This is a genomic window from Ruegeria sp. CG1 (assembly GCF_056537265.1).
The window spans coordinates 993,932-1,010,421 of record NZ_JBQFRF010000001.1 but is presented as its reverse complement, the minus strand read 5'-3'; the positions used below and the strand labels follow the sequence as shown (position 1 = coordinate 1,010,421).

Below are 16,490 nucleotides of genomic sequence, written 5' to 3'. Positions count from 1 at the left end.
GGATGCGCTTTTTCATATCTTCGCTAATGTCCATGCGCTCTTTCGGCGTAACCCTTTGTTTTTGTTGGCAACAAAAAAGTAACTATTCAGCTTCCGCTTCGGTTGCCGCTACTGCGGCCTTGTCCCTTTGGACCACTGCCCTGACCATCGCCTCGGCAATACGCTTTTTCATAATCGCTTTGAAGTTACGCGCCTGCGGCAAGATCGGTGCACCGCGCGCTCCGAATGTTTCAGATGCGCGCTTTAGGTAGCTGTAGAACGTCCATGTGCCGTAGTCGTCTGGCGAAAGTTCTTCCGGATGAACACGGCTAAATCTCTGGCTGAAGTCGGAGTAGTTGAAAGTAGCCAATATCTCCGATGCGTTCATTTTGGGATGAGCTTTTGCAAAGCCACGCGCCACACCCTTTGCGGATAGCGCCACCTTGCGGTACAGCCGGGATATGGTGCTGTCGCGGACATAGACCTGACGGCCATCGAAGCGGAAGCCGAGATATTCAAAGCCGTTCTTTCCTTGAGGTCCGCGTATATGCTGAAAGGCTAGGGCATCGTCCTCGCGCAGGAAGCGAACAATGCAAGTCTTGGCTTCTTTGATCTGAAGCTTCTCACCGTTTTTGCGTATTTCGCACACAGCGAATGCCTCTGCTTCATCCGCCTCGGTTTCACCGCCCGGAACTATCAAAAGAATGTCGTCTGAATACCTCATATAACGACCGCCCCGGGACTCCGCATACTGGTTCATCGCTACATCGAAACCGAGAAGATAGAAGTTTGCTATCAGATCGGAAATCGGTGCGCCTTGCGGAACTCCATGGTTGAGGAGGTTTCCTTCGTCGTCTGCGTTGGGCCGTACCAAACTTGGAAGTGTGGGGTCGCCGCCGCAAATCTTGGCGCGGAAATCAGCAGGGGAACAGAGCTGGGTCGGCATCTTCTTGAAAGGAACAGTGTAGCGCTCGCGGGGATAGCCATTAACGCTGACCGTCTCAATGTATCCAAGACGGCGGTAGACATCTTTTTGGTCTACAACGTGATACCGGGTGACATTCTTAAAGACGGTGAAGTGATCGGGAGGTAGTCTGTCAACGGCTAGGAGGTCACACCAGACCTCTTTGATACGTTCGTGATCCAAGTTCTCGAAGTAGCCTTTGATGTCGAGTGCGATGGCGACGCAGTCGCTCTGTTTCTCAATCTCGTCAAAGGCATCCTTCGCAAAGTCAATGTTGCACTTGCCTCCGCCGCCGCCCTTGGGAATTTTCCGGTATGCTATCGGGCAGTGTTCTATGCCCAAATTGGAAAGGCGTTCTTCATATCTCTCGGCGAGGATTCTTCTGTAATGTGTAAGGATATAGGCGTCCCGACGAGCAGCATATCGGATGGGCCGTGACTTTGACTCAGGTCGCTCCTTTTCAGCTGTCCTAAATGGCTGCCAAGTCTCTTCATACAGAAAGAAGGGATAGAATTTATTTGTGGCGACCCGCGCGGGGTCAGAAACAATTTCTTCGGCCTCTTTGATGGAAAGTCTGCGGTCAAAATGAGGGTAGTGTTTAAGGTCTTTGGGCGAAAAGCTTGGTTCCATATTCCTACGCGAGAGGGGCCGAAACATTAGGCAGGACACTTGCCCTTATTCGTTCCGGCCCCGACTGTTCTGCGTGGTGCCCATCGTTCGACGTGGTCGCTTATATTGTCATACAACTGGCAAACCGAATTACCGGAAGCCGCAGCCGCGTCGCCGGGATAAATACAGGAGCCCAACAAATGGTACTCGAAATCTGCATGTACCTGGCAACAGGACTTGACAGTTTAAACGATCGACTGCGACGCCCTATTGACGCCGATGAGATTGACTTGGGAACGGACTAGGAACACTTCAAGCTGCGCACTGAAGATTTCTGTTTAATTGGGCGCGGTTGTGAGTCTTTGTGGCATTTTTGCATCAACAGGTACTGGTTGCCGTAGAGGTAGGAGTTTTATGCCCAGACAATAGTTACCAAAAGATCGCAAAGCACGACCCCATGCAGCGATAGCACCGTGAAGACTAACGGGTTCGCTCCGAAAGACCCATTGAAGATTGATGATAGCTTGCCATCACTTCAGGATGATACTTCATCACCATGTTCGCAAGAACAGGTAAGTCTGCGCCTTAAGGTTAGCATCTGATTGCGCATCTGAATATTTCAGTTGCACCATCAGTGGACCCTTAACAATCAAATCTCGCCACGTTGCTCGCCATCGAATGAGACATGCCGTTCTTGTTCAATGACAGGACCAGCACCCCGTACGTGGGGGTTCCTCCAACTTATTCCTCCTGCACGATTACGCATGAAGTGTCCTTGAACCCAATGCGCGCGGCGTTTTGTCTTGCCATCGTCATCACCTGAGGTCTCTTGCGGGCTTGCTTGAACTTGACGTTGTCCCAATTCGCCAAGTTTGACTTTGACTATCATCTTGTTTGGCAGGGTCCGGCCAGATTTCTGTGCCCTTCGTCTTTCAGCGCGAGGATAGGCCGGAACTTCCTCTCTCTCCAACATGGCCTTGTGCTCAAACAATATTGACATCCCTACAGCTATGCTCAGGAAGTCAAAACATAAGTTCTTCTCTTGTTCCAATGCATCCTCTTCGGTGATCCCATCCTGAATTGCTCGCGCAAGTTTCAGTGTGGGTGAATGAATGACATCAACTGACGTCCCTTGGGACTTAAAGACCAAGAGGTTTGGCAATATGCCGTCTCTGTTGGCATGGAACACTTGAGTATAGAGGGCGTCTTGGTCTTGTGTGATTAGCGCGAAAGGCCAGGTTCCCTCTGCAGGCTCTGGAACAGTCAACAGCATTGCCGGGAAGGGCAGCCGAACGCCGCTGAACATGCTGTCGAGACCGTCGCTTTGCATCTGGGCCGACAAGTTTCTGAGCATGAGTTCTGCCGGTTCGTCAATTTGATACACCTGCGCGGCATCGAGGATTTCTCGCTGCCGTTTCCCATGGAAATCTAATTCTTCAAGCAGATCAGGGTTGAACTCAGAGCGTGATTTGCCTTTCAGGTAAAACAGGATTGAGGGGTACTTTTCGTAGAATGCCAAAAGTTCAGCGAGCATTGATAAACCCCATCTAGAGTTGGCAAAGCGCATAACTTCTCCCTCGACCCGGTCTTAGGTCTCTGGCGAGCCATTGCCAGCTAGTTTCACTGCTGTTGACAATGCAGCTTTATGCAGCAATCGGCAATGCACCGGAAGTCAGATTGTCCGTTCTCGATGGTGACCAAAAGGTCCCATGGGGGTCACATTGAAATAGTCTGGTCGGGCCCCATCACGGGACACCTCAGCCCAGACCTGTGGCCATGCTGTAGCTGGTTCAAAGTCGTCATAAACGTCCACCACTTCATCACCCTTGTGGATGTACGGCTTAAGTTCCATGAGGCGGCAGCGGCATGCTTTAGTGCAAAGACAGAACTGCACCTCATCAGCACCTAAAGGCCGATTATCATTCGTCCATCTGTATAGACCGATAGGTGCTTGAGGGTCGCGTTTAGGATTGCCTTGAGGTGGTTGAGGTTGTTTGGATTCGCGGAATACCGGCTCAAGGCTGCGTGGTTTTGCGGGGGACCAATGCTCTGCCGATTGCCCCTCCAGTACATGTTCGTTCATCCATTCTACAAAGCCGACAGTGGCGATGCTGTTTCTTCCCCTGCTGGTCTTATGCAGCAAGTCTGCGATGCAACGAGGTGAGATGAGAGACCCTCTGTCCTTTCGCTTGTCATCGAATGAAAACGGTGTTTCAGCGATCTTAACTTTGTCCATATCATGAATACGGCCAATGGCCTTACTGTACCCGCCTGACTTGGCCTCGGGCACACCAGCGGCAGACAGTGCATCGGGTGCATACAACCATTTTCTACCGCCTGACGTGATGACGTTGATTGGATGGTTGTCGATCAGAAGATCGTTGAAGAAGAGAATGGCATGATTGAACGACCTTTCGTCGAACAATGGTCTGCCGATAGCATCGGTACGCATGTTGATGTCCGTTGATGTTGGGGGAGGGAGATAATTATAACTATAAGGGTAAGGGTGGGTTGTTTTGGGGTGGGTATTCTCGTTTTGCACTGGATGGGGCAAATCGGCTTCGGGACCGCAATATTATGAATACGGACCTCAGGGTTTTAACTGATACACCCCATCGCACGGGCGCGCCCAATCACTAGGCGGTCCACCAGACCCAAGAATTCCGGACCATGTAAGATAGATGTACCCACAAACATGTAGCTGAAGGCCTACTACGCTGCGGCATCTTCAGTTCACCTTTGACCGTTTGTGTGGGCCATAGTTTGGGTCAATTGGTTAAGCGGCAGGCGTGTTGCTGCAATAGTGGGGGCGAATTGGTTTAGGCTTGTATGTGGGTGAATTAAGCCAATGGTCGTCTACTAAGTGCTATTAGGGGTGATAACCCCCGGGTAATTGGTCGATTGCTTCAGGCTATTTTGGGCGACAACTATCCATCGAACGTCTTTGTAGTGCCATAGCAAGTGCATAACTTTCCCACGAATGCAGTCGTCAGGAATGCAGTGAGGCAATGCCTATCGCAGTATAGTGCTATGGGGTGGGTGAATTGCTCACGGCTTGCATGAGGGTTAACTCCGACCCGCCGACGAGTGTTCAGTATGGCTATGATGTGGGTAAATTAGTTTCTGCTTGTTTGAGCGATGACTGTTGCTCAGCGACTGCTTTCTTTCTGCCTGTATGGGGGTTAATTGATTTCAGCCGTTTAAGCCGCTTCTTTGGCCAGTCTGTAAACCGTCGCTCTACTGACCCCATAGTCCCTTGCGATCTGGGTTGGCTTCTCACCGTTTTGAAACGCCTCACGAATGGCTCCTGCCTTGGTCTCGTCCATGGCAGGGCGTCCTTTGAACTTCCCCTCTGCCTTGGCCTTCGCAATCCCTTCTCGCTGCCGTTCAAGCATCACCTCACGTTCAAACTGAGCAACAGCCCCAAGGATGGTCTCAAGCATCTGTGCGGTGGCGCTGTCGTTCATCATGGGCATGTTCATGATGTGCAGTTTTACGCCTTTGCCCGAAAGCCGCTTGCGGATGTCGATGAGGTCAGGGACCGAGCGAGCCAGACGGTCCAGCTTAGTTACAACCAGAGTGTCCCCTTCACGGGCAAAGTCTATGGCTGCCTCAAGTTGGTCTCTCTGCTTCACACTGCTGACCTGCTCAGCAAACACCTTCTCACAACCATGGTCTTTCAACTCACGCCGCTGCGCCTCAAAGCCAGCGATCTGGTCTGCTGTAGATGTTCGGGCGTATCCGATGAGCATCTGCCTGTCTCCGAATGTGTATCATTTACCTCTTAAAGCTAAATAAGAACGTGTGTTTTAAATGTCAACCCCACTTAAATGAGACACTGCCTGAGGGGTTGGAACCTGTCTTGTTACACTCCGGTCAAATGAGACCCGTGCGCGTTGAGCCGCCAATCAGTGGTTCGCAAAAGTATTGTATGTCAATCGATTAAAGCCAATGGGTTGACGGTTCCGATGCAGTCGAATTCAGACGAGAACCCTTTCCGACGTTCAGAGTTGTCTTCTTTGAGACATCCGAGGGGGGGAACTCGGCGCAGCCGCGTATATCTTGAACCCACAAATTTTTTTGCCAAAATCGACAAAGTTGCTTCGCGTTGCTTACGATCATGTTTTTCGCATTGGAGCGGCGTTTAGTGGCACTTAGCCCGCCATTATTGCGAAATCCCACTACCTGAAGCTGCGTTTAATGCATTCGGTTTTAGCGGCGTCAGTCTGCGTTCTGATGAGCAGCATCGCATCAAACATGAAAGGTCCGGCCTGTCGGCACATCGCTGAAGTTTGGTTTCATTGCCAAAAAACAGAAACAAGGCTACCCTGTCTGGCGTTTCATTCTGCTATATTTCGGTGGGGTTCTGTTCAATGGGTGCAGGTAAACTCAAAGTATTTCTGATAGTTGCGACAATATTCTCGTTTGTCGGGTCGCAAGAAGCAGCGGCACAGTCTTCACTGGGGCCTAAATTTTTTGTCGCAAACCAGCTAGGCCCAGCCTGCTTAAAAAACGCCAAGGGCTCGGGCCGCAGCCAAGCCAAAGCACGACAAGCCCTCAACGCGCTTTACGCGAATAACCAACGATACATTGACGCGTTGCTACAATCGACAGCGTTAAGCATCAGCAAAGGTGGGTTCGAAGACCCGTGGGAAGTTATTCTATTCAACAGCTACGCCGCTGCTGCAGCCAATGATGCACCGCTTGCTCGAACGATAATTGATGGTATGAAAAATTTGGCCTTGGGACGCCGCTACCAAAACGAGCCTAGGCTCCTGACTGTACGTCAGGCGAAGAGTTCTTGTTACAATGCAGGGCCAAATAGTCGTTGTTCACGTCATCAGCCCCGTATGGTTGCGCGTATGTATGCCAACTTGATGATCTCTGCCGCTGTTTTGAAGCCATACCTGACAACAGAGGACAAAGACGTTTTGATCCCTTGGTTCAAAACGGGGTACAAGAACTTTGTATCGCCAGAGGCCAAGTCTGATCAGAGCGGAATTTACGATTTTGGCAACATGGGCTTAGCGGTTCTGGCTTACGCTTCGCTCACAAACGACAAAAATCTTGCAAGGCGTGAATTGTCAATGCGCAAACGCGTCTTCCTGAAGTACATTGAAAAATCAGGATATATCGACGAGAACTCCTACCGGGGTGTGCGTGGTTTTTGGTACCATACTTACGGTCTTGATGCTGCACTTTCGTATGCGCTTGTCGCGAGGTCTTGGGGTGTGGACTATTTCAGGGACTCAAAGCTTGGTCCGCGCTTGTTCTCTGCTGTTAAGCTAACTTCACTTGGTATCACAGATCATCCTCAGTTCCGTTCAGTCGGAAACCGAGGGCGCTCTTATAGCAACAATCCCAACGATGCCCGAACCCATGTTCATCGAATGGCACTAAACCTCTACGCAATTGCACAACGAGAGTACGGTGTTCGGTTGCCAAGAAGTGCGGGATACGAACGTAAAAAAAACCTCGAGTCATATCCGAAAATCTCGGGGGTTTGGGCCCCATGTTACTACTCATCGCGCTAGTGGGTGAACCTCTTGACCGAAGAAGAGACTGAAACTGAACAGAAGCCTGCTATTCAACGAACACTCGCAGCCATTCTTGCGGCTGATGTAGCGGGTTATAGCCGCCTCGCAGGCGTCGACGAAGAAGGAACTGCCTTGATGCTGTCGGATAGACGGCAGCTAACTGACCAACTTATCGAAAGTTACGGTGGTAGAATAGCCAACACTGCCGGTGACAGCATCATTGCTGAGTTTGGAAGCTCTGTGGAGGCCGTGCGTTGCGCACTAGATATTCAAGAGGGTGTTAGAACCCTCAATCTCGGCATCCCACCTGACCGTCAAATCAATTTTCGAATTGGAATTAACGTTGGAGACGTAATCCGTCAGGGCGATGATCTTTTGGGGGACGGAGTAAACATCGCCGCTCGTTTGGAGGGGCTGGCAAAACCGGGCGGAATTTGCTTGTCCGGTGAGGTACACGACCAAGTCATTGGCGTGCTCTCACTTGACTTTAGCCCCCTGGGGTCCAAACGTCTCAAGAATATCGAGAGAAGAGTTCGCACTTACACTGTGTCAGAAGCCGCTGAAGGAAGGCGTGCACGTATCTCAAAAAGAGCAACGATTGCTGCTCTAGGCTTTGTCTTAGTTCTTTGTTCGGTGCTCGGGGTGAGTTATTATTTTTTCCAAGAGAAGATAAGCAATGTGTCTGCCGGTGTAGTTCCTTGGTATGAAAACAAACCTGCAATTGCTCCGCCCCTTCCTGAAATGTCTGACGTTGTGGCATCGGGTACTTGGAACGGACACGCTTATTACGTCATTCTTACTTGGGGTAGTGATTGGCAGAGTTCACTGAGAGACGCCCAGTATCGTGGTGGCTACCTCGTTTCGATTACTTCCGAAGAAGAAAACGATTTTGTGTACAGCTTGATAAAGAATGATGAACGTTTATGGAAAGTTTTTGAGGATGGTGGGATACGAGGCCCTTGGATTGGGATGTATCAAGAGCCCGGCGCTAAGGAACCAGATGGCGGCTGGGTTCTGGTAAGCGGAGAACCAGCGACGTACACCAATTTTGCCAATGGTCAGCCGAACAATTTTGCGAACAAAGCGCACGTCGTAAGGTACTTCAATGCCATTTCTCAACCGTCACCGTTTTGGGACGATCATAACGGTGAAAGCACCGCTTTCGGCTACGTAATGGAAGTGGACATGGATAATCCGGGCGAAGTTATCTCGGCTGATTGATGGCCCGTAGTTCGTTTTGTCGCGCAATTTAACGAAATGCTAGTTCTTGAATTGCCACTACCTTGAAGCTGCGCGCCCGGAAAGTCGGGATCGCGTAGTCTCTGCTTACGTGTCGTTGAGGGAGCTTCACTTTAGTGCTCGTTTCTCGGTGCCAACAATGCTTCACGCAACAAGATGAATGGTCGGAGGATTGACACACGCAGGCAGCACACAGTAATCCTGCCGACAGCACACATTTGGGAAAACCTGAAGTCTGCCCTGAGGCATATCGCCCATATAAATAAGGGGTCATGAAGGCTAGTTCGATTGTTCTAGATGCTTCTCGACCGCACCAACATCCTGAGATCTTTACCCGAAATTGTCAGGTGAGACGGGCGCCCTGTTGGTTGAAGCGGTAGGTTCGATCATGGGCGTAACCGAAATGGACGGATTCACCAGTGTTGACCTGATGCTGGCCGAACAGGCGCGCGGTTATCTGGTGGTCTTGCATCATCGCGATCACGTTTGTGTCTCCACCCAGATGCTCAACATGGGTCACGTTTGCGGTCAGGGGGCCTTCGTCGGATAAGTACAAGTCCTCTGGGCGGATGCCCAATGTTGTGTCCGCGCTGTCGCCGATTACGCTGGCGGGGAAGAAATTCATCGACGGAGCGCCAAGGAAACCCGCGACGAACTGGTTGGCGGGGTTATTATATAGCTCCATCGGGCTGCCAACCTGTTCAACGCGCCCGTCGCGCAGGACGACGATCTTGTCGGCGAGTGTCATCGCCTCGGTCTGGTCGTGGGTGACGTAGATCATCGATGCATCGAGCTGCTGATGCAGGTTGGCGATTTCCAGTCGCGTATTCATACGCAGGGCGGCGTCCAGATTGGATAAAGGTTCGTCAAACAGAAACAGTTTGGGTTCACGCACAATGGCACGCCCGATGGCGACACGTTGGCGCTGGCCGCCTGACAGTTCTGAGGGGTAACGGTCGATATAGGGCTCAAGGTTCAGCATCTTGCTGGCCTTGGCGACGCGTTCTTCGATGACCTGCTTACTCTGGCCTTCCTGTTTCAGTGCCAGCGACATGTTCTTGCGCACATTCAGGTGGGGATAGAGTGCATAGCTTTGGAACACCATCGCGATGCCGCGTTTCGAGGGCGGCGTAAGGTTCATCACCTCTCCGCCAATGCGCACTTCGCCCGAGGTCACGTCCTCCAGCCCCGCGATCACGCGTAGCAGGGTGGACTTGCCGCAGCCGGAGGGGCCGACGAAGACGACGAATTCTCCGTCTTCGACTTCGATGTTAATATCTTTCAGTACCTCGACAGTGCCGAAGGACTTGTTCACGTTTGTCAGCGTCAGGGCGGTCATGTGCGTGCCTCTTTCAGCGAAATGGGTTGGCCAGTGCGGATGCTTTCATCGGCAGCTAGACAGATGGCCAGCGATTGCACGGCGTCGTTCATATGGCGGGTCAGGTCGATGTCCTCGGCGATGGCGCGCAGCATATAGGCTTGTTCGGCATCGCAGAGCTGCTGATGGCCGGGCTCATCGGGCATGTCGATTGTCTGGTCGCCATCGGGGCGATGGACCAGAAGGCCGCCAACCTTGGTGTGTCCGTCGATATCGGCGGATGCGCCCTTGTTTCCATCGGTGATCGAGACCGAGCCGTTGGGCGACACGATGTCTTTCACGAAGAACGCGGTTTCGGACATCATCGGGCCCCAACCGGCCTCATACCAGCCGACCGAGCCATCCTCGAAGACCACCTGAAACTGGCCGTAGTTGTACATGTCTTCGGCGATCTCATCGCTTAGGCGCAGGCCCATGCCGTGGACTCGCACGGGGTCGGAGTCAGTGATCTGACACATCACGTCGACATAATGCACACCGCAATCGACGATGGGCGAGGTGGTCTGCATCAGAGCTTTGTGTGTTTCCCACTCAGCCCCGCTGCTTTGCTGGTTGAGGTTCAGGCGGAACACATACGGCCCGCCGAGGTCGCGCGCCTCGGAAATCAGGCGCATCCACGAAGGATGGTGTCGCAGGATGTAACCGATCACCAGTTTGCGGTTGGTCTCAATGGCCTTTTCGACAACGCGATTGGCATCTGCCACAGTGGTCGCTAGCGGCTTTTCAACGAAGACATGCGCCCCGGCCTCCATCGCCGCGCAGGCGAAATCGGCGTGGCTGTCGGAGTAGGTCGCCACAACCACCAGATCCGGGTTGGTTTCAGTCAGAGCTGCCTGAAAATCTGAATAAGCCGGATAGCCTGACAGGTCAGGATGGTCGACGCGACCGGATCGGTTCACCAACCCAACAATCTGCGCGTCCAGGTGGTTGTGGTGGGCCAAAGCGTGGCTCAGCCCCATATTGCCGAGGCCAGCGATCAGAACTTTGGTCATTTGACTGCTCCTGAAGTAATGCCGCGGATCAGCTGGCGCGAGAAGATGACGTAGAGCACTAGTACCGGCAGGATTGCCATGCTGAGTGCCGACAGAACTGCGTTCCAGTCAGTGACGAACTGGCCGATGAAGACCTGGCTGCCCAGTGTCAGGGTTTTAGTCTCCTCAGCGGGCGCGAGGATCAGCGGGAACCAGAGGTCGTTCCAGATGGGGATCATGTTGAAAACGGCGACCGTTGCCATGGCGGGGCGGACCAGCGGCAGAACCAACCGGAAGAAGATGGTGTATTCGGACAGCCCATCGACGCGGCCTGCGTTCTTCAGGTCGTCTGAGACCTGTCGCATGAATTCGGACAGTATGAACACGGCTAGCGGCAGCCCTTGTGCAGTATAGACAAGGATCAGCGCCCAGAGGGTGTTCACCAAACCGGTGGCAACCATCATCTCAAGTATCGCAACAGTGCCGATGCGGATCGGGATCATGATCCCAAGGGCCAGATAGAGGCCCATCAGGGTGTTGCCTTTGAACTTGTACTCGCTCAGGGCAAAGGCAGCCATGGCGCCAAATAGCAGAACGAAGGCCAGCGACACCACGGTCACGATCAGCGAGTTCTGGAAATAAAGGAAGAAATCCCCTTGTTTCATCACCGTCTGGTAACCGATCAGCGAGAAGCTTTCGGCATCGGGCAGGGCGAGTGGCTCGCGGAAAATCGAGCGTCGGGTTTTGAAGCTGTTGATGATGATCACGAAGACCGGGAAGAGGGCAATCAACGTGTAGAGGATCAGCGCCCCGTGCATGGCGGCCGTGTTCAGCGGGTTATGGCGTGCTTTGTTCATGCGTTCACCCTCACAGCTGATACCGGCGCATCCGGGTCTGGATGCCGAAGAGGTAGATGCAGACACCCACAAGGATGATCGCGAACATGGCGCCAGCGATGGCGGAGCCCATATGCGGGTCGCCCAGTTGCAGTTGGAAGCCAAAGAAGGTGCGGTACATGAATGTGCCTAGGATATCGGTTGAGAAATCCGGCCCTGCCAGCGCACCTTGCGAGACGTAGATCAGGTCGAACGCGTTGAAATTGCCGACGAATGTCAGGATCGAGATGATGCCAATCGAGGGAATGATCAACGGCAGCTTGATCTTCCAGAACGCCGAAGCGCCGGTGATGCCGTCTATTTCTCCGGCTTCAAGGATCTCTTCAGGGATCGACAGCAGGGCGGCGTAGATCAACATCATCGGGATGCCGACGAATTGCCAGACCGAGACAAGTGCCAGTGTTGTCAGCGCGTATTCTTCCTTGCCCAGCCATGGTGCAAACAGCGACTTCAGACCAATGGCGTCCAGCATTGAAGGTGCGATGCCCCAAAGCGGGGACAATATCAGCTTCCACGCGAAACCGACGATCACAAAGCTCAGAATGGTCGGAATGAAGATCGCGGACCGATAGAGCGCGGCAAACCGCAAGCGTGGATGCGACAGAAGCGCGGCCAAAGCTATGCCGATGGGGTTCTGAACCAGCATGTGGATCAGGAAGAACCAGAAGTTGTTGCCCAAAGCGTTCCAGAACTGCTCGGACCAGATCGGATCGAAGAACAGGGTGCGGAAATTCTGCAAGCCCACGTAGATACGTGTCTGATCAACCTCGGTGAACAGTGCGAGGCGCAGTGTGTTGAACAAGGGGAAGATCATCACTGCCGTGTAGACCAGCACCGCAGGGGCGAGGAAAACGGCAATGTGCCAGCGTATGCGGCGGGTCTGCATGGGAATCTCCGGGGGAAAGGTCCGGACGCGACGCGGTGGCCGCGTCCGGTGTGAGTGGCCTAGGTGTTACTGATGCGGTGCGTACCAGCTGGCCAGACCGTCTTGCAGTTGCTGACCCAGTGCCTCGGGTGTCTCGGCACCCTTGATGGCTGCAACGGATGCACCCCAAGTCTCGTTTTCGAGGTTCGGTGTGCCGCGCGACAGGATTTGGTAGGTCGAGCGGATTGTGCTTTCGCACTCATCCCGCCAACCGACGATTTCTTTGGCCAGTGGATCTTCCAGCTCGACCGGAGTGCTGGACAGCGGGAAGAAACCAGGTAGGGCGTTACCGAAGATGCTGGCGAATTCCGGGCTTGCGACCCAAGCCAGGAAGGTGCGTGCAGCTTCTTGGTTTTCGCTCGCCGCGTTCATGCCTATGCCGATATCGGTGTGGTCCGAAATATAGCAGGTATCGCCCGCGTTCTGGACCGGTGGCTTAAAGGCGCCCATTTCGAAATCGGCCTGCGTGTTGAAGCCCGAGATTTCCCAGCTGCCTGCTGGATAGACCGCTGCACGACCCAGGGTGAACAGGTTCTGGCTGTCGGGATAGGTCTGTGCCTCATACCCGTCGCCGAGGTAGTCCGCCCACTTGGCCAGTGTCGCATACGGGGCGACCCACTGGGGGTCGGTCAGCTTCTGCTCGCCTTTGATCAGCGCCTGACGACCTTCTTCACCCTTCCAGTAGTTCGGGCCGATATTGTTATAGCCCATCGTTGCGGCTTCCCACTGGTCATTGGTGCCCATCGCCATCGGGATATAGGTACCGTCTTCCTTGATCTTATCGAGGGCGGCAAAGAACTCAGCTTCGGTAGTTGGAACTTCGATGCCCAACTCATTGAACGCATCTTTGTTGTAGATGAAGCCGTGAATCACTGACGCCATCGGGACGCAGAAACTGGCCGAACCGTCATCGGTTTGCCACGCAGATTTGGCCACGTCCGAGAAATTTCCCATGGCCTCAAGATCAGACAGATCGGTCAGGTGCCCCGACTCGTATAGCGCAAGCGAGGCATCAAACGGACGGCAGGTAATCAGATCGCCAGCCGAACCGGCCTCGAGCTTTGAGTTTAAGACAGCGTTGTATTCTGCCGGTGCAGAGGGCGAGAATATTACTTTGATGCCGGGATTCTCGGCCTCGAACGCCGGAATGATCTTTTCCTGCCACAATGCCAGATCGTCGTTTCGCCAACTTTCGATGGTCAAAGTGGCCTCTTGCGCATAGGCGCTTGTGACCAGCGCCGTGCTCATCAAGGCAAGGCTCAGAACTTTGCGTGTCATTTGATATCTCCCAGGTTGATGGTTTCTTGGTTTTGTTTCATCCGCTCCAGCGCAGGGCGGAGGTGATCGTCGGTGTTGCTTAGCATTGCTTGCGCCGCGTCCAGGGACCCTGCGCCTACAGCCAAAAGGGCCGCGCATTTGAGGTTGCCCTCTGCCGCAGTCAACGCCTTTGTAGCCTGAGCGGAGGAAACGCCGGTCAACTGACAGACGATCCCGTTGGCTCGGGCGCGTAGCTTGTCATTGTCAGCACGCAAATTGATCATCATGCCGTCCTGAATATGCCCCAGCTCCATCGCCATCAGCGTCGAAAGCATGTTCAGTGCGATTTTCTGCGCTGTACCAGCGCCCATGCGGGTAGAGCCCGAGATCAGTTCAGGTGGTGTCGAAAGCAGGATTGGATGGTCAGAAAGCTGCAACAGTTCGGTGCCCCCGTTATTGGCAATGCCGATAACCGTGGCGCCTCTGTCCCGCGCGATCCGCGCTGCTGCGGTTGTGTACGGTGTGGTTCCGCTGGCCGAGACGGTGATCAAGGTGTCTTTGGCAGAAAGATCGGCCAGTTCACGGGCAAGGCCGTCGGTGGCATCTTCGACATCTCCCGGCATCTCTACCCCTGAGGGCAATCCACCTGCCATGTGGATGCGAATCTGGCGGGCTGGTATCGAAAAAGTTCCCCCCAGTTCCAGCGCATCCGAGGCGGCCATCAAGCCGGAAGAGCCTGCCGCCAAATAGCGCAAAACCCCGCCCGATCGGATGGATTGCGCCATAGCTTTTGCGCCTGCGCAGAGGGTGGGCAGCGAGGAAAGCGGGGCAGCGGCAGCGTCGGCTTGCGAGCGGGCCAGCAGCTCGGCTACCTCAGTCAGCGGTCGGGCGTCAAGTCCGATCGCGTCTTGATGTAGCTGTTCGGTAACTGGCTTGGTCACGTGATTCTCCCCCGAGATTTTGAATATCATACCTTTTAGATACCATTAGTCTACCATTTTATTTTTATACCCACTATTTTCAAGATTTAGACAATTATTACTGCATTATTGTGGAATTTGGTCTTCAAAATTAGAAATAGGTATTATAAAGGTATCTCCATGAGTCGCCCTTCTGATACCATTGTGCTGGCCGCTGATGGCGGTGGAACACGCTGCCGTCTTGCTGTTTCAGACGGCTCTGCGGTTCAGTGTGTCGAGGTTGGTGCGGCAAATGTATCAACCGATTTTGACGCAGCCTGCGCTGAGTTGATGCACGGAATTGCTGCTTTGGCCCGACGTGCCGGACTAGAGGCAACTCAAATCGCTCGTGCGCCAGCCTACTTGGGGCTGGCCGGTATCACGGGGCGCGCGCTGGCTGATCGGCTGGCAGAAAAGCTGCCATTTGACCATGTTCTGATTGAAGATGACAGGCCCGCCGCATTACGTGGTGCGTTGGGTTCGAAAGACGGTTTCGTAGCGCATTGCGGAACGGGTTCTTTTCTGGCGGTCCAGAATGGGGATCGCAGGTCATTTGCCGGGGGCTGGGGACCTGTTCTCGGGGATCAGGCCTCGGCGCAATGGGTTGGGCGGCGGGCTTTGGCCTTTACGCTTGACTGTGTGGACGCTCTGAAGCCTGCGTCTGAATTGGCGGACAGCCTGTTGTCGCGTTTTGATGGCGCTGCTGGGATTGTCAGGACCGCCTCCAAGATGTCGCCTACCGAGTTCGGAGCGCTGGCGCCTGTTGTCACGCAACACGCAAAGCAAGGGGATGCGCTTGCGCTGTCGATCATGGAGGATAGTGCGCAGTATTTGGCGGATCAGATGTTGGCGATGGGCTGGATGCCCGGCCTTTCGATCTGCCTGACCGGCGGCATCGGCCCGCAATATGCGGAATTTCTGCCTGCGCCAATGCAACAGGAATTGGCCGAACCGCTGGGCGATCCGTTGACCGGTGCCACCGCGTTGGCCCACGCCTTTCAAAAGGAGACCCGACATGAGCGTTGCTGACTTCTTGCGGCCCGAGGGTTGGCTGGGTCAGACTGCCGGTCCGCGTTACGTGCAGTTGCGGCAGCGGCTGGAGCAGGGGATCGAAGAGGGTATTCTGGCCCCGAACAGTTCACTCCCGCCCGAGCGCGAGATTGCCGAACTGACAGACCTGTCGCGGGTGACGGTCCGCAAGGCGATTCAGGAACTTGTGCGCAAAGGCGCGATTGAACAGCGGCAAGGCTCGGGATCATTCGTGCGTCAAGCGGTTGCGCGGGTTGAGCAGTCGCTGTCGCATTTGACCTCGTTTACCGAAGACATGGAGAGGCGCGGTTTTGAAACGAATTCAACCTGGTTGGAGCGCGGAATATTCCTGCCGTCACCTGATGAGATGCTGGCGCTGGGCCTATCGGCGAGTGATCAGGTCGCCCGCATTCATCGTCTGCGCGCGGCTGGCGGGCGACCGATGGCGCTGGAACGCGCGGCGTTGCCGCTGGATATATTGCCCAACCCGACTGAGGTTACCGGATCTCTCTATGCCTTTCTCGAACACTCAGGCAATCGTCCGGTGCGCGCCATCCAGAAAATCTCGGCCATCAATCTCGAAGCAACCGAGGCTGGATTGCTTGATGTTGCAGAAGGTACGGCGGGGCTGCGCATTCAGCGGACCTCGTATCTAGAAAGCGGGCGCGTTGCTGAACTGACCCGATCCATCTATCACGGCGATGCTTACGATTTCGTGGCAGAGCTGCGTCTGTCAACCTGAAAGGC

At 54.0% G+C, this 16,490-nt stretch carries 14 protein-coding genes; 4 read left to right on the top strand and 10 right to left on the bottom strand.

Annotation, left to right across the window (positions count from 1 at the left end):
• Positions 1-82: 82 nt before the first annotated feature.
• From ACR0AU_RS05040 to ACR0AU_RS05025, 4 genes are all read right to left on the bottom strand, one after another.
• Entirely contained in the window at positions 83-1,573 is a 1,491-nt protein-coding gene (locus ACR0AU_RS05040; protein ID WP_480795359.1) for a reverse transcriptase domain-containing protein, read from the bottom strand.
• 628 nt (positions 1,574-2,201) lie between these two features.
• A complete protein-coding gene (locus ACR0AU_RS05035; RefSeq protein WP_480795358.1) occupies positions 2,202-3,086 on the bottom strand; it encodes a hypothetical protein in 885 nt (294 codons plus the stop codon).
• A gap of 138 nt (positions 3,087-3,224) precedes the next feature.
• The gene (locus ACR0AU_RS05030; protein ID WP_480795357.1) at positions 3,225-4,004 is read right to left on the bottom strand and encodes a hypothetical protein; all 780 of its coding nucleotides are present in this window, start codon (positions 4,002-4,004) and stop codon (positions 3,225-3,227) included.
• A gap of 748 nt (positions 4,005-4,752) precedes the next feature.
• Entirely contained in the window at positions 4,753-5,304 is a 552-nt protein-coding gene (locus ACR0AU_RS05025) for a recombinase family protein (RefSeq protein WP_480795356.1), read from the bottom strand.
• A 621-nt stretch (positions 5,305-5,925) separates the two neighbouring features.
• Here ACR0AU_RS05025 and ACR0AU_RS05020 point away from each other — a divergent pair.
• Both ACR0AU_RS05020 and ACR0AU_RS05015 read left to right on the top strand, forming a co-directional pair.
• On the top strand, positions 5,926-7,086 hold the full coding sequence (locus tag ACR0AU_RS05020) for an alginate lyase family protein (RefSeq protein ID WP_480795355.1): 1,161 nt from the start codon (positions 5,926-5,928) through the stop codon (positions 7,084-7,086).
• A gap of 12 nt (positions 7,087-7,098) precedes the next feature.
• The gene (locus ACR0AU_RS05015; protein WP_480795354.1) at positions 7,099-8,310 is read left to right on the top strand and encodes an adenylate/guanylate cyclase domain-containing protein; all 1,212 of its coding nucleotides are present in this window, start codon (positions 7,099-7,101) and stop codon (positions 8,308-8,310) included.
• A 361-nt stretch (positions 8,311-8,671) separates the two neighbouring features.
• Here the strand turns inward: ACR0AU_RS05015 and ACR0AU_RS05010 are convergent, their stop codons facing one another.
• From ACR0AU_RS05010 to ACR0AU_RS04985, 6 genes are all read right to left on the bottom strand, one after another.
• The gene (locus ACR0AU_RS05010) at positions 8,672-9,667 is read right to left on the bottom strand and encodes an ABC transporter ATP-binding protein (protein WP_480795353.1); all 996 of its coding nucleotides are present in this window, start codon (positions 9,665-9,667) and stop codon (positions 8,672-8,674) included.
• Positions 9,664-10,698 carry a Gfo/Idh/MocA family protein gene (locus ACR0AU_RS05005; RefSeq protein WP_170510539.1) on the bottom strand — a complete coding sequence of 345 codons (1,035 nt, stop codon included), beginning with the start codon at positions 10,696-10,698 and terminating at the stop codon, positions 9,664-9,666. Before ACR0AU_RS05005 ends, ACR0AU_RS05010 begins: the two co-directional genes overlap by 4 nt.
• Positions 10,695-11,534, bottom strand: a complete 840-nt coding sequence (locus ACR0AU_RS05000) for a carbohydrate ABC transporter permease (RefSeq protein ID WP_170393445.1) — start codon at positions 11,532-11,534, stop codon at positions 10,695-10,697. The genes ACR0AU_RS05005 and ACR0AU_RS05000 overlap by 4 nt, the downstream gene beginning before the upstream one ends.
• Before the next feature lie 10 nt (positions 11,535-11,544).
• Positions 11,545-12,459, bottom strand: a complete 915-nt coding sequence (locus ACR0AU_RS04995; RefSeq protein ID WP_170421115.1) for a carbohydrate ABC transporter permease — start codon at positions 12,457-12,459, stop codon at positions 11,545-11,547.
• 66 nt (positions 12,460-12,525) lie between these two features.
• Positions 12,526-13,776 (bottom strand): ABC transporter substrate-binding protein, encoded by a 1,251-nt coding sequence (locus ACR0AU_RS04990; RefSeq protein WP_170393441.1) that lies wholly within the window; start codon positions 13,774-13,776, stop codon positions 12,526-12,528.
• The gene (locus ACR0AU_RS04985; protein ID WP_170662210.1) at positions 13,773-14,696 is read right to left on the bottom strand and encodes an N-acetylmuramic acid 6-phosphate etherase; all 924 of its coding nucleotides are present in this window, start codon (positions 14,694-14,696) and stop codon (positions 13,773-13,775) included. Before ACR0AU_RS04985 ends, ACR0AU_RS04990 begins: the two co-directional genes overlap by 4 nt.
• A 159-nt stretch (positions 14,697-14,855) precedes the next feature.
• On the opposite strand from ACR0AU_RS04985, the gene ACR0AU_RS04980 reads away from it, so the two are divergent.
• Both ACR0AU_RS04980 and ACR0AU_RS04975 read left to right on the top strand, forming a co-directional pair.
• Complete coding sequence (locus ACR0AU_RS04980; RefSeq protein ID WP_170731894.1) at positions 14,856-15,743, top strand: BadF/BadG/BcrA/BcrD ATPase family protein; 888 nt, start codon at positions 14,856-14,858, stop codon at positions 15,741-15,743.
• Complete coding sequence (locus ACR0AU_RS04975) at positions 15,730-16,485, top strand: GntR family transcriptional regulator (RefSeq protein WP_170731895.1); 756 nt, start codon at positions 15,730-15,732, stop codon at positions 16,483-16,485. Before ACR0AU_RS04980 ends, ACR0AU_RS04975 begins: the two co-directional genes overlap by 14 nt.
• Positions 16,486-16,490: the final 5 nt, after the last annotated feature.

Excerpts from the sequence above, each read along its gene's own strand:
- ACR0AU_RS04990 (WP_170393441.1), bottom strand. The coding sequence starts at position 13,776 with ATGACACGCAAAGTTCTGAGCCTTGCCTTGATGAGCACGGCGCTGGTC.
- ACR0AU_RS04980 (WP_170731894.1), top strand. The coding sequence starts at position 14,856 with ATGAGTCGCCCTTCTGATACCATTGTGCTGGCCGCTGATGGCGGTGGA.
- ACR0AU_RS05005 (WP_170510539.1), bottom strand. The coding sequence starts at position 10,698 with ATGACCAAAGTTCTGATCGCTGGCCTCGGCAATATGGGGCTGAGCCAC.
- ACR0AU_RS05000 (WP_170393445.1), bottom strand. The coding sequence starts at position 11,534 with ATGAACAAAGCACGCCATAACCCGCTGAACACGGCCGCCATGCACGGG.
- ACR0AU_RS05025 (WP_480795356.1), bottom strand. The coding sequence starts at position 5,304 with ATGCTCATCGGATACGCCCGAACATCTACAGCAGACCAGATCGCTGGC.
- ACR0AU_RS04975 (WP_170731895.1), top strand. The coding sequence starts at position 15,730 with ATGAGCGTTGCTGACTTCTTGCGGCCCGAGGGTTGGCTGGGTCAGACT.
- ACR0AU_RS04995 (WP_170421115.1), bottom strand. The coding sequence starts at position 12,459 with ATGCAGACCCGCCGCATACGCTGGCACATTGCCGTTTTCCTCGCCCCT.
- ACR0AU_RS05020 (WP_480795355.1), top strand. The coding sequence starts at position 5,926 with ATGGGTGCAGGTAAACTCAAAGTATTTCTGATAGTTGCGACAATATTC.
- ACR0AU_RS05030 (WP_480795357.1), bottom strand. The coding sequence starts at position 4,004 with ATGCGTACCGATGCTATCGGCAGACCATTGTTCGACGAAAGGTCGTTC.
- ACR0AU_RS05010 (WP_480795353.1), bottom strand. The coding sequence starts at position 9,667 with ATGACCGCCCTGACGCTGACAAACGTGAACAAGTCCTTCGGCACTGTC.
- ACR0AU_RS05040 (WP_480795359.1), bottom strand. The coding sequence starts at position 1,573 with ATGGAACCAAGCTTTTCGCCCAAAGACCTTAAACACTACCCTCATTTT.
- ACR0AU_RS05035 (WP_480795358.1), bottom strand. The coding sequence starts at position 3,086 with ATGCTCGCTGAACTTTTGGCATTCTACGAAAAGTACCCCTCAATCCTG.